Source organism: Paenibacillus sp. N3.4 (assembly GCF_008017805.1).
Classification (GTDB): Bacteria; Bacillota; Bacilli; order Paenibacillales; family NBRC-103111; genus Paenibacillus_E.
In genome coordinates this window covers 1-23,133 of the sequence record NZ_VRTT01000076.1, presented here as the reverse complement: position 1 = coordinate 23,133, position 23,133 = coordinate 1, and the positions used below count along the sequence as shown (strand labels likewise).

The following is a 23,133-nucleotide window of genomic DNA, read 5'->3' as shown; positions in this document are numbered from 1 at the left end:
CGACAACAACTTCAGGCGTTTCTGACGCATGTTGCTGGGGATCTTCTTTTGCAAAAAAACCATCAGGCTTTAACGCCTTGCTTATCCTCGATATCGATCGTTTTCGCCAAGTGAATTTCTCCTTAGGCTATAAGGCTGGAGATATACTGCTTGAACAAGTCGCAATTCGATTACAAACCCTTGAGCATTGTCCCTGCATCGTGCAAGCCGGCGATGATGAATTCCTGCTTTTCTTGCATGCCTCCACTCAGGCAGAGCTTACGCAGACTATTCAGGAAACTCAATACATGTTTAATCAACCGTTTACGGTGATGAAACAAGAATGCTATCTCAATGTCAGCATGGGCATCAGTCAATTTACCATGGCACCAGGGACAATGGAGCAAGCGCTCATGCAAGCCGATCATGCTCTACTAGCAGCCAAACATAGTGGTAAAAATAAATTGATAGCCTATCATCCCTCACACAGTCTACGATATATCAGTCGAATTCAAATGGAAACCGAATTGCGTAAAGCGATTTACGATAATCAGCTTATCCTCTACTATCAACCACGTCTTGAACTATCATCGGGGAGCATCATCTGTCTGGAAGCCTTGGTGAGATGGAATCATCCCATTCAGGGTATTATTCCTCCAAACGAATTTATTCCAATTGCTGAAGAATGCGGCCTGATTATTCCCCTCGGAGAATGGGTGCTTCGCGAAGCTTGTCGCCAAAAAATGAAATGGACAGAAGAAGGTATTTTGGATTATCAAATAGCCGTGAACATTTCTCCTCATCAATTTCAAGAAGACGCTTTTTCGGATAAAGTTATTCAAATCATTGAGCAAACCGGCATTAATCCGACCTGTCTTGAGTTCGAAATTACGGAAAGCTCTATCATGCATAACATGGATGCTACCATAGCAATCTTGGAAAAGTTATGTAAAAAAGGAGTATCCATATCAATTGACGACTTCGGTATTGGCTACTCATCACTTAACTATTTGAAACAATTTCCCATTCATTGTCTAAAAATTGACCGTTCATTCGTCAAAAATATCCATAACAACCAAGATGATTGGGCGATTACCAATGCCATCATTGACCTCGGTTATGCGCTTCATATGCAAGTAGTTGCCGAGGGTGTGGAAGAAATGAGCCAACTGGAAATCTTGAAAGGAACGACTTGTACGACAATACAAGGTTTTTTGTTAAGCCCTCCTGTCTCCGTACATGAGCTTGAACAATCCTTTCACTTGCATGACAACAGACCGGTTATTTCATAACCGGTCATAAGCTCTCTCATAGCGTCGCATTTTTGCAAAATGCGCTTGTCGCTTAATCTCCGAAAAATATAGGGATCCGGACTTGTATTTACCTCAAGAATCCACGGGTGCAGTTCACTGTCCAATGCCACATCAACACCAATTTCCTTAACCCCTTTGTATCGCTTATGGATCGCTTTCGCCACGTCTTCTCCGAGAACTCGCAGCTTTCTCACATATTTCTTCCTCTCAGGGGATGGCAAGTACTTGAGAAGCAAGGTATCAATCGACTTTAAGGTTCCTCCGCTATGGAAATTAGTAACAATTTTACTTGGATGCGCCACCCTTCCTATCACGCCCGTTGTCTCCCATTTACGAAGAGGCGTCTGCTGCACCATCACACGTAAGTCAAAGCGATTCCCTTTATATTTCAGTAAATGAATCCCCTTTGCACCAAGTAATGCCGTTTATTCGTGACCTTCCCCATAGCAGCATACATCTCATCGAATGTTGCGAATTTTCTTAGCCGTACTCCGGATTGATAGGAATAAGGCTTCTCAGACGAGTTATCTGCCCATTCTACACGAATAACACCATTGCCAAACATACCCACGTTCGGTTTGACGTAGACCATTTTATACTGTTTAAGCATTTGTTGCAGCGAATCATGATTCATACGTTTTGTAATAGGGATATATTTACGAAGTGTAGCTGAAGCCTCCAAGGCCTTAGTTTTTCCAATTTTGCTAGTCACATATCTGCCTCTGCCAAGTTTTTTCGGTTTTTTTGCAGTTTTGGTTTTATTCATACCGTTGCCTCCAGCTTCAGTCTATGGAAGTCAGCCAATCATAGCGCTGTGGCCTATCAGCTGAACTGCTTTTGAGAATTTTTGCCGTCTATGCAGTTGGACTCTGACTCACCGCATATCTTTACCCGTTCCTATTGTATGAGCTAACCCTCCCATTGGCGACTAAATGTAAAGGAAGAGGCGGCTCCCCAGAATGATAAAGGAACAACCCTACACAATCACAAAAAAACAGCCAAAGCTGCAACGACAACTTTGGCTGTTTCCAATATGTTTCTAAATCGTATCCATGATTAAGGGGCACTCGTCAGAAATTGCGCATTCGGATTTTTCTCTATGGACGAACGAAGCGCATACTCGCTTTCAAAAAGACCAACATAATTGCCTTTCTTATCTTTCACAAGCTGAGAGTTAATGCGGAATTTACCTGGGTCGATTTTCTCATCGATAATCCAACGAGCGAACTGATAGTTCTGACGCTGGAGCAAGATATCAACGCCATACTCGGACTTCATTCTATGCTCAAGCACCTCGAATTGCAGCTGGCCTACAACACCCAAGATCATATCCTCAAAACCAATCGTCGTGAAGATTTGAATCATACCTTCTTCGGTTAATTGATCGATTCCTTTTAGGAATTGTTTTTGTTTCAGTGCATTCTTGATCGTCACTTTGCTGAACAACTCCGGTGAAAACGTCGGCAGCTCATCGAAAATGACTTCAGACCCTTCGCTAAGTGAATCCCCAATTCGGAATATGCCTGGATCGAATAGTCCGATGATATCGCCCGGGAATGCTTCTTCCACGATATCACGATCTTGCGCCAAGAACTGCTGCGGCTGTGCTAGCTTGATATCTTTGCCTAATCGTACATGCTTCACGGACATCCCGCGCTCAAACTTGCCCGAAACGATACGCAGGAAAGCAACACGGTCGCGGTGAGCAGGATTCATGTTCGCTTGAATTTTAAACACATACCCTGTAAATTTCTCTTTGGTCGGCTCAATCATGCCCGCTGTGCTGTTCCGAGGCTCCGGTTTAGGTGCAAGCTGCAGGAAATTTTCCAGAAACGTCTGCACACCAAAATTGTTAATGGCACTACCAAAGAATACAGGTGTCAGTTCACCCTTTAACACTTTTTCCATATCAAAAGGATCGCCAGCTATATCCAACAGCTCAATATCCTGACTTAATTGTTTATGCAAGAAATCCCCTGCAATTTGTTTCACTAACGGGTCATCAACACCATCAACTTTACGTACTTCGATTTGTTTATGATCGTCACCTTGATATAGTTCCAGTTGCGTTTTGCCACGATCATAAACCCCGCAGAATTGCTTGCCTGATCCAATCGGCCAATTCATCGGATATGAGCGAATACCCAGAACTTCTTCCAGTTCCTCCAGCAATTCAAAAGGGTCGCGGCCCTCACGGTCCATTTTATTAATGAATGTGAAAATGGGAATGCCCCGCATCCGACAAACCTGGAACAGCTTCTTCGTCTGCATTTCCACACCCTTGGCAACGTCTATGAGCATCACAGCGCTGTCCGCTGCCGTCAAGGTCCGATACGTGTCCTCACTAAAATCTTGGTGACCGGGCGTATCCAAAATATTGACGCGATGACCTTCGTAGTCGAATTGCATCACACTTGAGGTTACCGAAATCCCCCGTTGCTTTTCAATTTCCATCCAGTCTGATGTGGCGTGCTTACTTGCTTTGCGTCCTTTAACCGTTCCTGCTAAGCGAATAGCGCCACCGAAAAGAAGGAGCTTCTCCGTTAATGTCGTTTTCCCTGCATCGGGGTGAGAAATAATCGCGAACGTACGTCGTTTGGCGACTTCCGTTTCGAGTAATTTGGTGAGCTGCGTAGTCATTAGTTGGTAATTCCCTTCTTCTTTTACATATGGGTTTAAACTCGATCTATACACTTGCTTTCTGCAAATCAATACTCCAATTCGCATCGTCAATAAACGTGCGGTTGCTGAACTCTCTGCCGCGAACAACTACCTTATCCGCAAAAACTTGCACATAGATACCCTGAGCCTTATTCTTAGCTTCTTGTTGGTATGCACGATTCAGCGTACGTCCAACAGAAGAGTTGTGGAAATAATGGAAGGACTCCTGAACATAATGCGGCGTCCCGTTCTCGAAATCTTGATGACGGTGCCCGCAGAAAACGAACACATTTTTGTAGGGCTTTAGGATCTCGCGAAACTTAACCGCTCGAATCAATTGATGTGTGGCCCCATCCGTCCCGTTCGGTGGCAAGGGCTGATGTGTCATGATGAAAAGCGGTCTACCTGGCTGATAAAGACTTTGAACACGATCCTTGAACCAAGCCAATTGCTCATCCGAGTACCAGGCTCCCTCGCCAACTTCAGGTTTCTCTTGCACATAAGCCTCTTGGGAGAGCAGCAGGATCGAGTGCCCCTTCGTTGTGAAGTCATTGTAAATCTTCTCATAGCCAAAGTACTTTTTGAACTGCTCTCGGGACATCGCATCGTTCTTCCCATTGGGAACTGCGGCTTGATCCCAATTATTCGCTTTATTGATCCAAATCGAGTAATAATCATGATTACCCATGTTCCCATGAATAGGTGGCAGTTTATATTCGCTTACAATGGTATGCAGCTCCTTATAATCTCGTTCCGTGCCCGTATCTGTCAGATCGCCTGTCATCATAATGGCATCCACAGGGCCATCGAAATGCGTAATATCATCCAGTGCTTGCCTTAATTTCTTACCCGTTAGCGCATCACCTATACTGACATGTAGATCGCTTAATATAAAATAGGACATAAGCGGACCTGACGGTAACGGTTCAGCGGAAGGCTGCACAACGGCTTGAGCAGGCTCCGGTTTAATGGTAGATGCAGCTGCGTGTTCACTCGGCATCATTTTTTTCTTGAGCAATTGACTAACAAACGCACTTAATCCAATCAAAGCAGCTCCGATTGCCAACAACCATTTTACAAAAGCTCTCCGCGTCATATATGCACCCCAAGTAATATGTTGTAACCTTTACTCCGTATCAATTAGTATACCACAAAAAAATCCAACAGGCAGAACGCCTATTGGATGTTAAGCCTATGCATTTACTTCGTGAGGACAGAGGTTTTCTGTACCGTTTCCCAATCGACTTCGCCTTCGTTTTGACCATTAATCGGCCACCATTTAAAGCCGTCTTGGCTAAGAAGCTCAGCTGCTTCTGTAGGTCCCCATGAACCCGCTGGATAATGTTTGAGATCTTCGCCAGACTCGGCCCATGCTCCTGCGATACGGTCCACATAGGACCAAGCAAGCGCCACTTCATCCCAACGTGTGAAATACGTAGAATCCCCCCGAGTTGCATCATGCAGCAAGCGCTCATAAGCTTCCGGCGTGTTAATGCCCACTTGGCAGCTTTGGCAGAAGTCCATAGCAACCGGAACAATCACACCTTCCGAACCCGGCTGCTTAGCATTCATTTTTAAATAAATGCCTTCCATTGGATTCACGCGGAAAACGAGCAAATTCGGCTGAAGCTCATGCTTTTTAGCCAAATAGACATTATTCGGGATGTTCTTGAATTCAACGACAACCTCCGTTGTTTTCACGGGCAATCTTTTACCTGTTCGAATATAGAATGGCACACCAGCCCAACGGAAGTTATCGACATGCACTCTGGCCGCGAAATACGTTTCCGTCTTCGATTCTGGATTCACATTATCTTCTTCACGATAGGCAGGCATCGATTTCCCTTTGGATGTCCCGCCTGCATATTGACCGCGAACTACATTGGCCCGCACATCTTCACCGGATTCGAATAAACGGAGCGAACGCAATACTTTCACTTTCTCATCACGGATATCCTCAGGATGCAGTCGGCTTGGCGGCTCCATCGCCATCATCATCAGCATTTGCAGCATATGGTTTTGTCCCATATCGCGCAGTGCGCCGGAATGATCGTAATAACCGCCGCGCTCTTCAACACCGACTGTTTCACTTAATGTAATTTGAATATTAGCTATGTATTTGTTATTCCAAAGCGGCTCAAAGAATGCATTAGCAAATCGCACGAACTCGATATTTTGCACCATTTCTTTACCTAAGTAATGGTCAATACGGTAAATATCCTTCTCCTCAAACACTTGACGAAGTTGTCCGTTCAGGCGCTCAGCCGAAGGAAGATCGTAGCCAAAAGGCTTCTCAATAACAAGTCGATGCCAACCATTCGTTTTGAGCAATCCGCCTTCACTTAAATTGTAAGAAACGTTACCGAACAATTCAGGCGCTAGAGCTAAATAGAACAAGCGATTGCCGCCCGTTTGGAAAGTTTCATCCAATCTGGCCGTAAGCACATTCAGTTCATGGAAGCCGGCTACGTTATTAATGTCCAAGGACATATATTCAAAACGTTTCGAAAAACGATCCCATTCCTCGGTATCCGTAATTTTGTATCGGGCAAATTCTTCAATAGAGTGCTTGACGTCATTACGAAACTGCTCGTTAGTCCGCGGTCTGCGGGCTAGACCAACCACTGCAAAATTTTCTCCCAGCTTACCTTCTCGGTACAGACTATAAAACGCTGGAAACAGCTTTCTTTTGGCTAAATCGCCTGTCGCGCCAAAAATATAAAATACAGCTCCACTCATCTATGCATCATTCTTTCTCTATTGGATTAGTTAATATGCTTAGCATACCTAAAATAGTCGCGCTATTCAACTTTTCTGTGAACTTTACTCATAACTTTTTCTTATAGAAAAGTAGTCATTCGTCTATACCGAACCTTAACATCCTGAATAGGCTAAAGCAAGCAACGAAAACGGAGGTGCTAAAGTTACTCATGCAACCCATTTACCCGGTTACGGAACAAACCTGCCGAGCACATTATGGTAAACCCGTACTTATTTACTTAAATGATGGCAGACAAATTTTTGGCGAATTAAGCCGTATTGAAAAGGACACTTTGGTTCTTAATGATAACACAACATCCAAGGTCGGCTCATCCAAGAAAAAAGCAAAAAGCGTCACTACGAAATCAAAAAAAGTGAAAACAAAAAAGACAACCGCAAGTACCCAGCCTACGGAGCAAGGATATGCACCAGAAGGATATCCTCCTCTTGGTTTCCAGTTCTTCGGCAGCCCAAACCCTGGTTATCAGGGAGCCTTCCACGTACCGGTGGCAAGTATTGTTGCTCTATTCGGCTAATGCCAGAAAAGGGCTGTACATGACCTTACGTCAACAGCCCTTCCCCTAAACTTCATTAAATTCTCTTCGTCAGCATGTAGCAGTTCAGCTGCGAGACATACTCCTTGATGTTATAGCCTCTGTTTAAATAGAATTGAAGTGCTTTGGGATTACTGTCATCCACCAATAATTCTGCTGTATGGCATCGTTCCCTTTTCCCGTATTGTTCTGCCGTTTGCATGAGCTTATGCCCCCAGCCTCTACGCTGCTCACGCGGATCAACAGCGAGCATATCAATAAATAGGATATGGGATTTACTTAAAAGAGAAATAAATCCTAATGCTTGCTTATTGCTCTTGGCCATAACAAAAGTTGTCGTTTGCTTCAGCCTTTTTCGTATTTCCGTTAAGGTTATTGGCTTACTTGGGTCAAAAGTTCTTGAATAGGGTACTAACTGTTCAACGACTAATCGATGAATGGCCGAATCGTCAATAGAAGCCAATCGTTTGCGTATCATACGGCAACGCCTCCACAAAGAAGCAATAATGCTATCTTATGTCGCGTACTTCTCACTTGACTCCGCTTTTTTCGAACGGTCATGGGCAATTATAAAAAAAACAACTCCCAATTTACCCCAGTTCATACGAATGCTATACTAATCATATGCGAAATGAGGTGACTTTTGATGATTAATGCCTATCTACCTATTACGGCCGTGCAGAGTTATCAAGTGAACAAGGATTATTATCGGGTGAGCGGGGTGCGAGCCACTACTGGCGGCAGTTCAAATACGCTTCGCAAACCATTGGATCTGCCCTATGATGGGCTTCCCTATAAGCAATTCGCAAAATCTGCCGCGAAAGGCGTAGCGGATTTCGTTCAATCGGCTCAGACGGTCAAACAATCGGCACAATCCTTAGCAGGCTCCCGACTTGCTTCCCTTCCTTATCCAACAACTCTGATTTCGGCGGAAACAGATAGCGAAACCATCATAGACCCCATACGTGAGTTCGTACATACTTATAATGATTTCCAAGACAACCTTCGCGGCTCACCTGAGTATTTAAACCGTTCTCTCCTTATTGGACTTGAGCAAGCAGCTAAGCCTTATTCCTTAAAGGAACTCGGCATATCAAAGCTCGATGACGGTAATTTGGAGCTTCAAGAAAGTGTGCTTCAGGCGCAAGTTATTAACAACTTTCCTTCCGTTCAAAAAAGTCTTGGCAGCATGAGGAGCTTCGCTGCCTCCTTAGCCAGTACAATCGGACAATTGCAGCAATTGCCTTCTTCGGCCTTATTCCAATTATCTCAATCAGCACTCAAGCCCTTCGGTCAATACCGCGCTCCGCTTCAAGCGTATTTACCGGTTCCTATGAGCGGCTTACTGCTCGATCGACAAATGTAATCCACCAAGCCATCCTTTCAATAAGCATGCTCTTCACTCTTACAGAGACTTTCCTGGCTTGCTTCTTCTGTAACGCGGAATACAGTTTTACAGAGGAAGTTTTTGCCGATTAGCTCCCTATTCCCCCTCTGTAAGTCGATTTTTCCTTCTTACAGAACCTTTTCCTGGCTTGACTTCTTCTGTAACACGGAAAAACAGTGTTACAGAGGAAGTTTTTGCTGATTAGCTCCCTGTTCTTACACTGTAAGACGGTTTTCCCTTCTTACAGAACCTTTTTCCGGGCTTGGCTTCTTCTGTAACGCGGAAAAACAGCGTTACAGTTCAAGTTCTTGCTAACTCGCTCCCTGTTCCTCCACTGTAAGACGGTTTTCCCTTCTTACAGAGCCTTTTCCGGGCTTATCTTCCTCTGTAACGCGGAAAAACAACGTTACAGCTCAAGTTTTCGCAGGCTCTCTTTTCATTCATACAAAGACGTATAAATAGCCAACACAAAAGCGACGTCTCGGACTGATACTATGCACATGCATAGCTCAATCCAAAGCGTCGCTTTTTTTCAAAACAGCTTCTTGCCTAATACATGATCCAATGGAATGAACCCGATGATTCGGCTATCCATACTGTTATTGCGGTTGTCCCCCATAACGAAAATATGATCCGCCGGAACTGTCCATTGCTTATTCCCATTCGCTCTCATGGCTTCATTGATGTAAGGCTCGTCCAGCAGCTCGCCGTTGCGGTACATCTTATCATCCTTAAGCTCTAACCGGTCCCCAGGCTTACCGATCACGCGCTTGATCCATACATGCTTATCGTCACCCTTGATAAACAAACTAAGTAAAGGACTGTCCATCAGGTCGTTTTTGAATGTTCGTTTGAGTTCTACTCTACTATCTATAATAACGATATCCTCATAATTAGGCTCGTAATTAAACGTATGTGAAAGTTTGGACACGTATACGCGCTGAGCGTCATGCAAGGTGGGGTCCATGGAATGTCCCATTACTTTGGTCGATTGGAAGACAAAAACGCCCAGAAAAACGACCAATATAAACGAAATCGCAATCGAGCCGAACCAGTTCCAAACTTGCTTCAATACCTTCATCCTTAACACTCCCTTGTTGCTGATCTTATTCAGCTAAACCGTTCTTGAACGCATAGATCGCAGCTTGTGTACGATCTTCCACACCAAGCTTGGCAAGTACATTGGTAACATGAAACTTCACCGTCTTCACTCCGATAAACAACTCGTCTGCAAGCTCCTGATTCGACTTCCCTTTAGCGATCAAACGAAGTACTTCCATTTCGCGTTCGGTTAACTCCTCATGAGGGGCAGCTTCTGGCTTAGGTTGACGAAAACGATTCATAATTTTAGAGGCTACTTGCGACTCCAGTACCGACTGACCTTTAGCAGCAGCACGAATCGCTTGAGCAATCTCCGATGCGCGTGATGTTTTGAGCAAATAACTAAATGCACCTGCTTCAATGACTGGATACATTTTCTCATCATCTAGGAAACTCGTCAATACAATAACTTTACACTCTGGATATAATTGCAATAATTTCCTCGTCGTTTCGATGCCATCCATGCCTTCCATGACTAAATCCATGAGCACAACATCAGGCCGATATTCCTGAGCAAGCCGAATTCCGTCATGACCATTACTAGCTTCACCAACGACTTCAATGCCATCCTCTGTTCCAAGAACCGCTGCTAGCCCGATTCTGACCATCTCATGGTCATCAACCAACAATACTTTAATCAAAGGCTCCATATGTGTCTTCCTTTCATTTAGAAAACTGTCTTTCCATCCATGAAATGAGTTAACCTTCAGCCGTGTAGTCTATTGCTAAAATGGGTACTCGGATCTCAATACGCGTTCCTCGATCAGGTGCAGTAATAATGTCCAACGAGCCCCCGATTTCATTAACCCGCTCCTTCATGGATACAATCCCATAGGAGGTATGTTTTTTGGCGTCTAATTGAAAGCCTACACCATCATCCCGAATTGACAAACGAATACCGTCAGAACGATGTAGAAGCTTTACTTCCAGCTTATTTGCCTTGGAGTGACGTAAGGCATTGGACAACGCTTCCTGGACAATGCGAAACAGGTGATCCTCGATGCCCTTATTTAAACGGATCTCCTCATCATATCCCAAGAAATAGCCATTGGCACCTTGGCAGCCAGTTCCTTCAACAACTCAACAAGTCCCTCGGAGAGCCTCTTGCCTTCCAAATGAACAGGTCTTAGATGCAGCAGCAGTGCTCTCATCTCAGACTGGGCTACAGAGGCCATCTCCTCAATGAGGTGGATTTGCCGTTTCGCTTTTTCAAAATCTTTATCCAGCGTCCGACCTACAGCCGTAGCCGTCATGGATATGGCAAACAACTGTTGACTGACGGCATCATGAAGCTCTCTTGCCAATCGCTGACGCTCTTCAATGACAGCGGACAACTTCGCTTTTTCTGCCAGCTCCGCATTATCATTGGATAAACGCTGCAAGGAAGTAACCTGCTCTTCCCACCGTTTCATGATACGACCGAGTTGCTCGCCTAATCGGCCAATTTCGTCTTCGCCATGTTGAAAACCGCCGCGGGCAAATGTCCCCTTTTCCAGCAATATCATCGTTTCCATCAAAGGCTCCAGCCTGCGTGTAATGCGAGTGCTGTTCCAGAATCCATAAACCGCTCCGATTCCAACAACAACGACCATCACCATGAAGGAAAACTTCAAACCTTCCTGCCACGTAATAAAGGGCTCGATCAATTTCCGTGAATTCAGAAAATAGATAATAGCGCCGAACACAACTAAACTAAAGATGATCGATTCACCCATGCTGCGCCATATCATATTCGTTAACCGTCTTTTATAGCCATCCAATAGGTGGGGACCCTCCTTAGCCGTTGTGGTAAAAACTACATAACCTTAATATTAATATCTCCTACAATATAGGAAAGCACAAGTTTCACGCGATGGTCACAGTGCTCGTAATTCGTTGATTGCCACATCAGCTTGTTCATCACGCCAGTCTCACGCTCACTAGCAACTTGAATCTGTCCGAAGGTAACGGAAGAGATCACACAAACACCGATATCCTCAGGCACTTTAATATCCACATCACCGACAACCCCTTGCAGGATGACTGTGGTCTCCTTTTGCTCCAGAATAGCCAAGGATAAATCCATGTAAGTTTCCCCAATAATGTACCAAGTGGAGCTATTGCGCATAATCCAAGGTTCACGACCCAGACGTACGCTATCCACCAGCTTCTGCTTCTGAATATACGTATCATCTTTATGCACTTGCTTGGACCGGATGAAAAATAAGCCCAGTGAAATCAATACAATCGACAAGACAATGGTAATATGATCGCCAAATAAAATAACAGCCCCTATTCCTATGAGCACATACCCCTTGCGTTCCCTCCGCGAGCGAACCCGATGAACACCTAACAGGATGAGGAGAATGGCAAGAATGGGGAAAAAGCCTATCGTATGATCTAAAAGCAAAAAAAGACCGGCTCCAATCAGCAAGAGTGCTGTATTCCGGTTGCGGTTATTTTTGGTTTCTTCTCCCATCGCTCTACCTCCTCTGGCTGCCGTTTTTTTTCGTTGACATAGATTCCTAGCATACCATAAGTACGGACGACCTCCAAGATGCAATCCTTGGTGAGCAAGGCTTTTTCTTAACTCTTGGAGATCGGGGAGCTGAGTCATCACTCATGCAATGCGATGGAACTGGAACCACGCGGTTATTTCTTACCGCGCCCGTCCGTATCCTCGTTGCCGCGCTGCTGTTTCCACTCTTTCTGCAGCTTGCCGCGCAGCGTGCGCATCTCCTGCTGAAGGTTGCCGCCGGCTTCCTTCAGCGTCTCGCACGATATACGGCTCGCTTCGCGGAGCCCGTGCATAGCTTCCCGGCCGAGCTCGCGGCCGGTCACTTCAAGCTCGCGCCAGGTGTCGCGAGCATGGGTGCCATGCAGCCCGTCCTGCGGCTGCTGCTCCTGATCGGGCGACCCGGCGAAGCCGTCGCGTCGACCCTCGGCTGCGCGCCCAGCGCGCAGAACGCGCAGCTCCTCAGCGAGCGCCAGGACTTCGTCCTGCGTGCTCGCATACTGTGCGCGGTAGTTCTCGCACGCGGCCTCCTCACGCTGCTTCTCTTGCAGCGCTAAGCGCGCGAGCTCCTCTTCACCGGCGCGCATCGCAAGTTCCGCTTGCTCTCCGCGCAGCTGCGCCATTTCCGCTGCTCTGACGCTATGACTGCGCAGCGTAATTACTCGTTGCAGCGCTTCCTCATAGCGCTGCTCCAGCGCCGCTATATCACGCTGTCCAGCTTCTGACCGCCTTCCTGTCCATTCATATTTATCCAACTGAACAGCCGCTTCGTTCCAAGCTGCCTCCGCCATTTTCCCGATCCGATTCAACATGCTCATCATAGCCCCCTAGCTCCCTTTTAATATTCGTGCGGGTAGAAATCCGTTCGTCTTTTCAATAGTTTTATGCCGTATACGACTAAACAAATCGCGAAGGCAATGGCCAAGAAGCCTGATAATTTACACACCAGGATGAATGCTCCCACTCCTGCGATCAACCAACCTATCTTTTTCCCATTGGTGATTCCGACATATCCTAAGCCCACCATAATAATTGGCATCAAAATCCCCATCAAATGACCATGCATGCCCAACTTGTGAATACAAATAATAAGTCCAGCTGCAATAAGCACTAATGCCAATCCTTTTGATCGATCCATACTCATTTGCTAACCGCCTCTCACGTTTTCTTCATGCTTCTATCCTATCCGAAACGAACAAAGGTCAAAACGGACCCGCGACTGTATTTATACCTAGACCTAAGTCCAGTAGCCTCTAAGACCTTACCACATTTTGGTCGTTGTGATGGTTGGCGCATCAATGATAAGCTATTTAAAGCCGAATCCGGTGCACAGACAAAGCGCCGGTACGGGGGACGATTTACATGGGGTGAATATTTGCTTTTTAATGAAAGCAGACTAGGGAGAACCTTCTTCCCGAACCCGTCAACTAACCTCGAAGGCTCAATGAAGGAGGATCACCAATTGCATATGTTTTCTAAAGGGTTAACTTGCCTTGCTGTGTCTATCGCAGTCATGGCAGGAAGCTTTGTTTCGCCATTTTCAGCACATGCTGCAGAAATGAATGTGAAAGTTCAAGTCAATGATGAATTGATTCATTTTCCCGATGCTCAGCCTTTCCTGGATAACAATCATTCAACACAAGTTCCTATCCGTTTCGTAACGGAGAAACTTGGCTACACGCTCCAGTGGCAAAAAGACGGGGATCAGGTCAAGGTTACCTTAAACAATAATAAACACACGATCTCCTTAACATCCGGACAAAAAGAAGTACAGATTGATAATGTGAATGTGGAAATGGACACACATGCTGAATATCAAGAAGGCCGTGTATATGTCCCTTTGCGCTTTCTGTCTGAGGCTGCTGATATCCCTGTCCAGTGGGACGCTGCTAGTCGTCTGGCCATCTTAAGCAAAGACGGCAATTATCATGCTCCTGACTATGAATTGTTCCAGTCTACGGCCTACTCCGCTGATCCCAGTGAAAATGGTGGGTATGCTGCTATTGATTACATGGGCAATCCCCTTGCAGTTGGCACGGTTGCAGTTGATCCATCCGTTATCCCGCTCGGAACTAAGCTGTATATTGAAGGTTACAATTTCAATGGTTTGCCAGCTGGAGGCATGTACGCTTATGCGACAGATATAGGTGGGTCGGTTAAAGGGAACCATTTGGATATTTTCATTCCCGGCTCCAAACAAGCTTTAAAAGCGTTTGGCATTCAAAACATCAAAGTTTATCGTTTATCCAAATAACTGTCCATACCAACAAAGCTGCTCTGCATGAGATATTTTTCTCAGTGGGCAGCTTTTTTATTTTTAGCGCTTGCTTTTCATACAATTCCGAGTATAATACTAGGTATAAACGATCTAAAAAGGAGCTGTTCAAGATGATTACATACACACATCCCATTTCCCAAACCTGGATTAACGATCATCTTGATCTATATAATTATGCTCTAGCACTTGGAGATAAGGAATGGCAGCAACAAATTCTTCAAACATTAGGTCAATTCGAGCATCATCTCACAAAAAAGACGACACACTGGTTGAGCTACCAGAAGCCGTCTTTTTCTGTTTTTAAAAGAAATCAGCCAAGTACGTGACTCGCTTCGGAATCGATGCCTCCAGCTGCTTCACCAGTGAAGAATGCCCATTCAGACGTTCAATTCGGGCCATGAAACTGGGTGTCTGATAACCCATTAACAGAGCTGTCAAAGATTGAATGCTGCAGTGGAGGATTTTATCATCGCTCGGCTTGTTATCATCCGTCAACTTCGTCACCTGAGCCGCTATCCCACCTTCACTAAAGGCAAGACGATAGATGCCATTATTCCACTCCGCATGTGAATCGCTAACGTGCAAAAGATAGAGGGCGCATGCTCACGCGCTTCATATACATATTGCGTCAGAAATGCTTCTACATCTACAATCCTTGCTGAGAAGTAGGTGATTTTCTCTTGCTTAAACCTAGGATCATGCACGAGAAACGGAAGCTGATCATCAACAGGTGCGTTTACTTCAACCTTCGTTATCATGGAATCATGGTCAGCGATGAATTTCCACAATCCGCGTCTGGCTTCCTCATCTAGGAATACCATTTCGTGAATCGTGGCTGTCTTATCTTTGGCTTGGTAAAATACGTAGCCTCGATGTTCTCCCTGAGCATTCAAATAGAGGGCTACGGTTCCCTTTTTATTTTTGAAAAACCGGTTAGTCCACCACGACGCATCGCGCTGCAGCATCCCGTTGTATGGCTCTGCATACGCGGAATAGACTGGATTCAGGATCTCCCAATCTCTCGCGATACGCAAGATGGAGCTGCCTTCCGTAGCTTGGAACTTGGGGAGCTTATCCAAGGGAATCTCATATTTTAAATAATCAATATACGCTTCCCAACCATATTTGCGATAAAATTCAAACTTAAACGGGGCTAGGAATGAGATCGACTGACCTTGTTCTTTCATCACCTGGAGTGCTTTAACCAAAAGCTGTCCAACCATGCCATTGCGCCGATATTCAGGCCAAGTCGCTACTCCAGCTATTCCGCCCATCGCGAAGCTTTTGCCATTTACCCATGTTTGTAAGGAAAGAATCGTCAGTTTCGCAGCTAAATGGCCGTCCACGAAATAACCCCATACTTGATTGGGATCCGTCCACCCCATCCGTTCTGCCTTTTCTTCTTCCGTAAGCTCGTACTGAAAAGCAAACTCAGAAAGTGAGAAGCTCTCGAGGAGCTCCTCCTGTCGTAATGTTCTTATTTCACCCATCGCAAGGTCTCCTCATAATTGACAATTAACTTAACTTTTTATTAAATTAGCGGCTAGAACCGGCGTTCCTCTTGGCTTATCACCATGAGCATCTGGCTCAAGTGTAATCGCGATGGTGTCATAACTATTCGGATTAAATGTGTAATACAGTCCACCTGTACCATCATGTGTCATGAATGTCCCCGCATTGACAGGGGTTTCTTTGCCCTTAATCAGCCACACTTGATAAGCCTCATTATTTTTAAGCTCTGGAAGCTTCTCAGCTTGAACAAGGAGATGCGTCCCTTTGGCATCAACTACAATGGTCGCAAGACCTTTTGCTACGATATCTTTTACCGCTCCATTCAGAGTCACAACTTTATTGACTTGCGCACCTTCTGAAGGTCGATCCAGCAAGGCCATGCGTGATTTCAAATCACTGATGTCTTGGCGCAAATTGTAGCTGTACACACCAAGTATAAGTACCGCGGCCGACAGCCCCCCATAAATCCAAGGCTTTAGCCGGCTAGTTTTAGCTGCCCCTCGTCTACTTCCAGACACGTAGTCAGAACTTGCTTCATTTGATCTTGAAGTGATAGGTATCCTAATAGGCACTTGAACCGGTATTGATTTTGCCATATCCTTCGGAAGCTCAAATGTTGTTTGTTCGAACGGTGAAACATCCGTCTTTACGGCTTCCACGTTCAAAATATTCCCTAGTATGCGATCCTTCATTCCCTCTGGAATTTGCACAGGGTCAGCAGCTATCGGCAGGAGATCAAGAAGTTCCATAAGCTCGGCCAGCTCCGCTGCGCATGCTGCACATTCTTGTACATGTCGTTCAAATTCCGCTCTCTCTTCCGGATCTAACCCATCTACTGCATACATCTCTAAATTCTCACATCCATTTGCCGGCTTATTCATCCTTGAAGCTCCTCCCTTCCCACACCTGCAAGCCGTTCCTTTAATTGCTTCAGCGCAAGCCGCACCCTGTTTTTGACAGTACCGAGCGGTATGGCGTGATTTTCAGAATCTTTTGATCTGGGTTCAGACCATGAAGCGCATCTCGGATTTTCTCACCCATCCAACCCTCTTCAACAACATCTTCCGTACTTTACCAATATCGGCAATTCGATTCAACTGCTCGGCTTCCGCGGTTTGTCCAGCTATTCGATTTTGTTTTTACGCTATAAATCTATAGCAATATTACGCGTCAAAGTAAACATCCAGCTTGTTAATTTTACCTTGCACAGCATCATACCGTTCTGCAGCTTTCCATATACGCATGAACAATTCTTACACAACCTCTTCAGCCATCATCGCATCATGGACAATACGTATGCGAATGCATATATCGGCTTCTCATACTTCTCATATAGAAATTTAAGAGCATCGGCATCTTTATCGACGATTCTCTGCATTACTTCTTGATCGGTATACGTACCATTCATGAAGGATCCCCTTTCCAAAGTCTCCTTCGCTACCTTCAAAACCGTCGTTAAAAAATCTGCGACTGTGATCTTAGATTAGGTATTGGGTATACAATCACAAGACTGCCTCTCTCGAATCCCTGACCGCCAGCAGGCAGATAAATTAAGCAATCCGCATCTTTAATCGATATCATTATACTCGATTTATCTATGCCAGCAGGCTTTACCCATAGGGAGCCGTTCTGTACGAGAGTCGTACCTCGGATATAGCGTGGATAAGCGGAACTCTTGTTGTAATCAACATCCAAATAGGCGCTAATCGCTTTTGGTTCGGGCGTTAGGCTTCCTAACATTTTTTGTATTAGGGGTTTGGCGAATAATTCAAAACCAACAAAAGCGGCACCCGGATTTCCCGACAAGGCCAGCAGCAGCTTATTTCTCCACCATGCTGCACTTGTTGGCGTACCTGGCCGCATGGCGACTTTATTGAAAAGCAGATGACCGTTGAATTGCTCGAACACATCCACAAGCACATCATAGTCCCCCACAGAAACACCACCAGTGGTAAGAACCAAATCGGCATGATGGAAAGCTTCCTCTATCGCTGAACGTACCTGTGACGCATCGTCTGAAAGTATCGGCATTAGAACAGGTATGCCGCCCGCGGCTTCAACTTGTGCAGCAAGCATATAGCTATTGCTGTTGCGAATTCGTCCAGGCTGCAGTCGTTCTTCCACTTGCAAAAGCTCAGAACCGGTTGCGAAGATAGCAACTTTAGGCTTCCGATATAGCGAAATTTCTGCATATCCAAATGCAGCTAAAAGTGCCGCTTCACCCGCGCCAATCCGGGTACCCGGGGCAAGCAACAAATCCCCTAAGCCGATTTCACCGGCGATAGGGGTTATATTGCTTCCTTCGGGAATATTTTTTTTGATGCTTACCCATGAAGAATACAGCTCTTTATCTTGGAAGGAGTCTGTCATCTCGAGCATGACAACGACATCTGCACCATCCGGCACCGGAGCTCCTGTCATAATACGCGACGCCGTTCCTGCATAAACGGTATGCTGAGGAACGGTGCCGCTTGGGATCATTTCGATGACATTTAATCGTATGGGTTGATCAGCAGACGCGTGCTTAATGTCTTCCGAACGAACTGCATATCCATCAACCCCAGATCTTCGGAAATGAGGGACGGGATGATCTGCATAGATAGGGACCGCCAGTCTTCTTCCAAAAGCTGAAAACAACGGAACAGCTTCCGTGTCTAGCTGCTCTGCATAGCTATAAAGCAAGTTTCGAGCCTCTTCGACAGAAACGACTTTTCGTCCAAATTTCAGCTTTGTTTCGCTTTTCACTTGCCTCTGTTCCTCCTGTGGTTAACCGCCAATCTGGGACATCCGGCGAAGTGTCGGGGTATGCGACTGCTCTTCATTCATCAGTGCCTGGGCCATCTCATGATTTTGTGGTTTGATGTCTAAAGCGCGAAAGAACAAATCTTCCACCGCGGCATCATCACCGATATATTTCCGCACATTAAATTCGTCAGACCAATATAAACAAGGCTTCACATTGCCATCAGACGTAATCCGCAGCCGATTGCAAGTCTCGCAGAAGTGATCACTGATTGGATGTATAAGGCCAAATGAACCTAACGCGCCATCGATTCGAAAGTTCTGAGCGGGCCCATTTCCGTAAACAGCTTCGGATGCTGTCGCATTCCAACCCTTCGCCTTACAACGATCCAGAACTGTCGTTAGGGATAAGTAACGATTTTTCCAATCCTCATCCTGATGACCAATCGGCATATACTCAATGAAGCGAACCTGGATTGGCCGATCTATCGTCATTTGGAGAAAATCTTCAATTTCGTCATCATTAATGCCTTTCATGAGAACCACGTTCAGCTTGATAGGTGTGATGCCTGCCCGGTAGGCTGCCTCAATACTTTCCAGAACGCGACGAATATCGCCGCCTCTTGTAATAAAAGAAAAACGATCTGCTTTCAAAGAATCCAAACTTATATTGACACGGGTTAACCCTGCCACACGAAGCTTCTCCGCCCGCGATGCAAAATAGATCCCATTTGTTGTTAAGGCAATATCTTCAATACCCGGGATTTGGGCGAGCATACCAATAAGCTGCTCCAAATTTTTGCGAACAAGAGGCTCGCCCCCGGTCAATCTTAATTTGCGAACACCAAGTCTAGCGAGTATCCGAACAACATTCGTTATTTCCTCAAAGGTTAAAAGCTTGTCATCCGGTTCGAACTCCATCCCCTCTTCGGGCATGCAATATACACAACGCAGATTACAACGATCTGTTACAGAGATTCGCAAGTAATCATGCATCCGTCCAAATCGATCCACGAGCAATTTCTGCATAGTCGTTCACCTTCTCTCTACGTCCATTATGCCATATTCACTATCGAAATCCTAGGTTGCCAAGCGACACTTCATGGAAAGCGGGCCGCAATTGTCAATTAGATAAAATCATTGAACACTTGTGGCACGCTGCCTAGAATGCTATCGAATGCTGTCGTATTGTTCAGGTGAGTTTATATTCGTCGTAAACAGCGTGGAAATTTGTCGTTTATTGAAAAAATCATTCTCAACCGCTACCCACTCCAAATGATTTAACAACCCCATCAGCCTATATTGTTCCTTGGCTAGCAAAGCTTCCGCTCTCTGACCAACCGATTGGGCATAAACACCGTGCAGCGGATGGATGCGGCCATTGATTACAGGAATCACAGCATCCTTATTCTCATCCTGACACAGCTTCCCCATCGCTTTCGCAGCATCCGCAGATAGGAAGGGCATATCACAGCCAACCACCCACAGCAAGGACTCCGTTGCATCTAAACAACCCGCATGAAGACCGCTCAAGGGACCCTTCTGTACATACCGGTCAGGGACACATTGCACATTCATCGTAGAGGAAACAGCAGCAAGAAGCGGCGAAAACACATCCGGGGTATTCGTCACAACAAGAACCTGCGTGCAAAGCGGAGACATTTCTTTTAATTGCCGAAGCAAAAGCGCTTCTCCCTCAATAGGCAGCAGCGCCTTTAGCTTTCCTCCCATGCGGCGATTCTGTCCCCCCGCTAATATCACACCCGTCATCATGCTTGTAATTCAGCAATTCGTTTCCCGAATGAAGCTCGCCAGCTAGCAGATAAAACATCTAAATTAGCTATTTGTCGCAAGCCTTCTACATTCATTTTGTCATGATATTTAATGCGGTTGGCAAATGCTATTGTAATTCCCGCTTCATGTTTGGCAATCAATTTCAACGTAGGCTGCAACGGAATAATCCCTTCTTGAAGCACTCTAAAATAAAAGCCTGTATAACCCATATCCTGTACTTGTACAGCGGCATCCTGAAGATCGAGTCGTTTGGCGATTTTATGACACGGTTGACGAGGCTGTGATACTTGTACGATCACCTCACCAATGGCGAATGTGTCTCCGATGCAGACATCTTCTTCGAGAAGTCCGGTTACGGTTAAATTTTCACCGAACGTTCCTAATTCAAGCTCACGACCCAGCATGTTCTCCCAAAAAGCATAATGCTCGCGCGGATATACACAGAGTGCTTTATCTACGCCGCCATGAACAGTTAAGTCTGCTTGACCGTCTCCGTCCAATTGTATTTTGGACATATACAAAGATGAGCTGACCGGAGATTTATATATCCCCGTAACCAGCTCTTTTCCATGATGAACAATCGTTTTGGGTAATCCCACATTAACCGATACAATTTCCATTGTCATGCCCTCATTTCCAAGGAGGTTTCTTAGCATTTACTATACCAAAAACCACTTCGAAAGTCAGGCATGGCCTCTTTTGTTTCTACAAAGAAGCTCGTGACTTAGGCCCTTCCACCCAAGCATCGTTATCATAGCCTCTTACTTCCCAATAACCCATATGCTCTTTCTCAATAAGTTCGATGCCTTGCAGCCATTTGACAGATTTGTAGGCGTACATCTGAGGCACGATAAGACGAACCGGACCGCCCAATTTCTGCGGAATGGGTTTACCATCCATAAGGACAGCTACCATAATATCATCCCCGTTCGCTTGACTCAGGGACAAGGCATCCGTGTACACTTTATCTCCGGAATAAAATTTCACGAATTTTGCCTTTGATTGAACGCCGGCAGCAGCAAGCAATTGCTTCAAGGGAATACCTTCCCACGTGCATTTGTATACGGACCAGCCCGTTACGCAATGAAAATCGCTCACTTGAACTGTACGCTTCAACGTCAGAAATTGTTCCCAGTTCCAGGCACTCGGTTTATCGACGAGACCCGATATGGCGAATTGCCATGTATCAGAGGAAAAAGCAGGAATTTCTGTGACGGTATATACACGGAAATTCCCTTGTGCTCCTCCGCCCACTACAGCAGAGGATTCAGGCAGCGGCGCAGGCGCCGGGAGCATCCGATTGCCATCGGTTGCAACATATTCGGCGGTTGTCGAGCCGCCGGTGTCGAAGGCGCCTTTTATCCAACGATAAAAGGCGGGACCGACCGCGATCACGAGCACGAGCCCTGCGGCTAGCCGCAGGAACGAAGCGCGTGTGATCGGTGATTCTTTCAGCGCGGCGATAACCGCCTGCGCTGCTGTCCGTTCGGCCGTGGCGTCTTGCGCCGCCACGTGCTGGGGCTCGCTCGCCGCCGGCTGAGCGGCGGCTGGGACGTGGACCGCCTGCTTAGCCGGCGGTCTTGCTGCTGTAGCAGCGGCTTGATCAAGCCGCTGTTGGCGCTTAAGCCATCGGCTGCGCGAGATGGCGTGGTACAGGGCATACGGCACTCCGATCCAAGTAAGCAGATCATGCACGAAGAGTGCCGAATTGTTTAAGGCCGGCGGCAGATGTCGGAACTGCCACAGGATGATTCCTGATCCGGCCCAGCCGATCAGCAGCGCCAAAACGAACACCAAGTTCGCGCGTTGATTGCCGCGCGTCCGGATCTGGCGCCAATGTTTGCGAATCATTGGCGCGTAGAGCACAATCAATAGAATGGAAGCAACACCCAGATAAATATGCAGTTGTTTAAGTGTTACGCGAAAGCTGCCCAAATCCCCGCGAATGGCCCCTATACTAAGGAAAATACCAGTGATAGTCAGCAGCAGCAGAATCCAAGCATTCCAGCTATGAATGGAATTTAATCGCTTACCAAAGGATTGCTTCAACCAGCCTCTTTTAGAATCCAAATCGCCACTTCCTTTGTCGAATTCACGTTTATTAGCTATTCTCTAATCATAACGTATGAATCTTAAGAAAGGCTTACAAATAGCCTAATAAATTTTATACTGCTGCCCTTTTTGTCAGGACACTTACGAAATATGGTTTCATTCTCTAGGCTGATCCTTTTTAAGGCTGAATCAACCTAAGTCAGTTGCGATGTTTTATGGCTGAAGGCGAGATGTTACATAGACTCTTGGTATACGATTATATTGTGCTGGTACTGTTTCATTCTGCTTCTGTTACTACTCAATTGATTATTCTATATATATTGAACTAATGGTTTTCGTTGCAATGGAAAGGATTTATTCCAAAGCAAGGATTGTGAAGAAAATGATAAAAATTACTGCAATTGTACATCTTTTTTTCTCCGCATCGATTCGCGTGATTACATTCATGCGAATCTACATGTTTTCTCCGCTCCCGTTTGAGTTGGGTCCATAATCCGTGCGAATTC

At 45.8% G+C, this 23,133-nt stretch carries 23 protein-coding genes, 2 pseudogenes and 1 riboswitch; of the genes and pseudogenes, 5 read left to right on the top strand and 20 right to left on the bottom strand.

Going from position 1 to position 23,133, the window contains the following annotated elements; translation table 11 throughout:
- The first annotated feature begins 77 nt into the window (after nt 1–77).
- Nucleotides 78–1,271 (top strand): putative bifunctional diguanylate cyclase/phosphodiesterase, encoded by a 1,194-nt coding sequence (locus tag FU659_RS27935; RefSeq protein ID WP_147950568.1) that lies wholly within the window; start codon nt 78–80, stop codon nt 1,269–1,271.
- Here the strand turns inward: FU659_RS27935 and FU659_RS39035 are convergent.
- From FU659_RS39035 to zwf, 4 genes and pseudogenes are all read right to left on the bottom strand, one after another.
- Nucleotides 1,238–2,058: pseudogene (locus FU659_RS39035) on the bottom strand (YheC/YheD family protein). The gene FU659_RS27935 and the pseudogene FU659_RS39035 sit on opposite strands and share 34 nt — an antisense overlap.
- Nucleotides 2,059–2,348: 290 nt before the next feature.
- On the bottom strand, nt 2,349–3,932 hold the full coding sequence (locus FU659_RS27925) for a peptide chain release factor 3 (RefSeq protein ID WP_147950567.1): 1,584 nt from the start codon (nt 3,930–3,932) through the stop codon (nt 2,349–2,351).
- 46 nt (nt 3,933–3,978) lie between these two features.
- Complete coding sequence (locus FU659_RS27920) at nt 3,979–5,049, bottom strand: metallophosphoesterase family protein (protein WP_147950566.1); 1,071 nt, start codon at nt 5,047–5,049, stop codon at nt 3,979–3,981.
- Between the two features lie 104 nt (nt 5,050–5,153).
- Nucleotides 5,154–6,692: a glucose-6-phosphate dehydrogenase gene (gene zwf / locus FU659_RS27915; RefSeq protein WP_147950565.1), complete on the bottom strand. Its 1,539-nt coding sequence runs from the start codon at nt 6,690–6,692 to the stop codon at nt 5,154–5,156.
- Between the two features lie 191 nt (nt 6,693–6,883).
- Here zwf and FU659_RS27910 point away from each other — a divergent pair, with 191 nt between their 5' ends.
- Nucleotides 6,884–7,249: a hypothetical protein gene (locus tag FU659_RS27910; protein WP_147950564.1), complete on the top strand. Its 366-nt coding sequence runs from the start codon at nt 6,884–6,886 to the stop codon at nt 7,247–7,249.
- Between the two features lie 55 nt (nt 7,250–7,304).
- Here the strand turns inward: FU659_RS27910 and FU659_RS27905 are convergent, their stop codons facing one another.
- Entirely contained in the window at nt 7,305–7,745 is a 441-nt protein-coding gene (locus tag FU659_RS27905) for a GNAT family N-acetyltransferase (RefSeq protein WP_147950563.1), read from the bottom strand.
- A gap of 168 nt (nt 7,746–7,913) precedes the next feature.
- On the opposite strand from FU659_RS27905, the gene FU659_RS27900 reads away from it, so the two are divergent.
- Nucleotides 7,914–8,633 carry a hypothetical protein gene (locus FU659_RS27900; protein WP_147950562.1) on the top strand — a complete coding sequence of 240 codons (720 nt, stop codon included), beginning with the start codon at nt 7,914–7,916 and terminating at the stop codon, nt 8,631–8,633.
- A 553-nt stretch (nt 8,634–9,186) separates the two neighbouring features.
- On the opposite strand, the gene lepB is transcribed toward FU659_RS27900, so the two are convergent.
- The 6 genes and pseudogenes from lepB to FU659_RS27870 all read right to left on the bottom strand — a co-directional run bounded on the left by lepB (nt 9,187) and on the right by FU659_RS27870 (nt 13,393).
- Entirely contained in the window at nt 9,187–9,735 is a 549-nt protein-coding gene (lepB, locus tag FU659_RS27895; RefSeq protein ID WP_147950561.1) for a signal peptidase I, read from the bottom strand.
- Nucleotides 9,736–9,760: 25 nt separating this feature from the next.
- On the bottom strand, nt 9,761–10,405 hold the full coding sequence (locus tag FU659_RS27890; protein WP_147950560.1) for a response regulator: 645 nt from the start codon (nt 10,403–10,405) through the stop codon (nt 9,761–9,763).
- Between the two features lie 49 nt (nt 10,406–10,454).
- Nucleotides 10,455–11,515: pseudogene (locus FU659_RS27885) on the bottom strand (sensor histidine kinase).
- A gap of 35 nt (nt 11,516–11,550) precedes the next feature.
- Nucleotides 11,551–12,213: a cell wall-active antibiotics response protein LiaF gene (gene liaF / locus FU659_RS27880; RefSeq protein WP_147950559.1), complete on the bottom strand. Its 663-nt coding sequence runs from the start codon at nt 12,211–12,213 to the stop codon at nt 11,551–11,553.
- Nucleotides 12,214–12,386: 173 nt separating this feature from the next.
- On the bottom strand, nt 12,387–13,070 hold the full coding sequence (locus FU659_RS27875) for a PspA/IM30 family protein (RefSeq protein WP_147950558.1): 684 nt from the start codon (nt 13,068–13,070) through the stop codon (nt 12,387–12,389).
- 17 nt (nt 13,071–13,087) lie between these two features.
- Complete coding sequence (locus tag FU659_RS27870) at nt 13,088–13,393, bottom strand: hypothetical protein (RefSeq protein ID WP_147950557.1); 306 nt, start codon at nt 13,391–13,393, stop codon at nt 13,088–13,090.
- A gap of 160 nt (nt 13,394–13,553) precedes the next feature.
- Nucleotides 13,554–13,707: riboswitch (cyclic di-AMP (ydaO/yuaA leader) on the top strand.
- A gap of 10 nt (nt 13,708–13,717) precedes the next feature.
- Between FU659_RS27870 and FU659_RS37765 the strand changes: the two genes are divergently transcribed.
- Nucleotides 13,718–14,503, top strand: a complete 786-nt coding sequence (locus tag FU659_RS37765; protein WP_315971368.1) for a stalk domain-containing protein — start codon at nt 13,718–13,720, stop codon at nt 14,501–14,503.
- Nucleotides 14,504–14,637: 134 nt separating this feature from the next.
- Complete coding sequence (locus FU659_RS27860) at nt 14,638–14,853, top strand: hypothetical protein (RefSeq protein WP_147950556.1); 216 nt, start codon at nt 14,638–14,640, stop codon at nt 14,851–14,853.
- Here FU659_RS27860 and FU659_RS37760 read toward each other — a convergent pair.
- The 9 genes from FU659_RS37760 to FU659_RS27820 all read right to left on the bottom strand — a co-directional run bounded on the left by FU659_RS37760 (nt 14,828) and on the right by FU659_RS27820 (nt 22,645).
- Nucleotides 14,828–15,112 (bottom strand): sterol carrier protein domain-containing protein, encoded by a 285-nt coding sequence (locus tag FU659_RS37760; protein ID WP_261808101.1) that lies wholly within the window; start codon nt 15,110–15,112, stop codon nt 14,828–14,830. The two genes, FU659_RS27860 and FU659_RS37760, sit on opposite strands and share 26 nt — an antisense overlap.
- Nucleotides 15,040–16,017 carry a GNAT family N-acetyltransferase gene (locus tag FU659_RS27855; RefSeq protein WP_261808100.1) on the bottom strand — a complete coding sequence of 326 codons (978 nt, stop codon included), beginning with the start codon at nt 16,015–16,017 and terminating at the stop codon, nt 15,040–15,042. The genes FU659_RS37760 and FU659_RS27855 overlap by 73 nt, the downstream gene beginning before the upstream one ends.
- 30 nt (nt 16,018–16,047) lie before the next feature.
- Nucleotides 16,048–16,920: an anti-sigma factor gene (locus FU659_RS27850; protein WP_147950555.1), complete on the bottom strand. Its 873-nt coding sequence runs from the start codon at nt 16,918–16,920 to the stop codon at nt 16,048–16,050.
- A 392-nt stretch (nt 16,921–17,312) separates the two neighbouring features.
- The gene (locus FU659_RS37755) at nt 17,313–17,447 is read right to left on the bottom strand and encodes a hypothetical protein (RefSeq protein WP_261808099.1); all 135 of its coding nucleotides are present in this window, start codon (nt 17,445–17,447) and stop codon (nt 17,313–17,315) included.
- 47 nt (nt 17,448–17,494) lie between these two features.
- On the bottom strand, nt 17,495–18,784 hold the full coding sequence (locus FU659_RS27840) for a molybdopterin molybdotransferase MoeA (RefSeq protein ID WP_147950554.1): 1,290 nt from the start codon (nt 18,782–18,784) through the stop codon (nt 17,495–17,497).
- Nucleotides 18,785–18,805: 21 nt separating this feature from the next.
- Entirely contained in the window at nt 18,806–19,810 is a 1,005-nt protein-coding gene (gene moaA, locus FU659_RS27835; protein WP_147950553.1) for a GTP 3',8-cyclase MoaA, read from the bottom strand.
- 141 nt (nt 19,811–19,951) lie between these two features.
- Nucleotides 19,952–20,554: a molybdenum cofactor guanylyltransferase gene (mobA, locus tag FU659_RS27830; protein WP_147950552.1), complete on the bottom strand. Its 603-nt coding sequence runs from the start codon at nt 20,552–20,554 to the stop codon at nt 19,952–19,954.
- Nucleotides 20,551–21,201 carry an MOSC domain-containing protein gene (locus tag FU659_RS27825; RefSeq protein WP_147950551.1) on the bottom strand — a complete coding sequence of 217 codons (651 nt, stop codon included), beginning with the start codon at nt 21,199–21,201 and terminating at the stop codon, nt 20,551–20,553. Before FU659_RS27825 ends, mobA begins: the two co-directional genes overlap by 4 nt.
- 79 nt (nt 21,202–21,280) lie before the next feature.
- Nucleotides 21,281–22,645, bottom strand: a complete 1,365-nt coding sequence (locus tag FU659_RS27820) for a molybdopterin-dependent oxidoreductase (RefSeq protein WP_147950550.1) — start codon at nt 22,643–22,645, stop codon at nt 21,281–21,283.
- Nucleotides 22,646–23,133 lie beyond the last annotated feature (488 nt).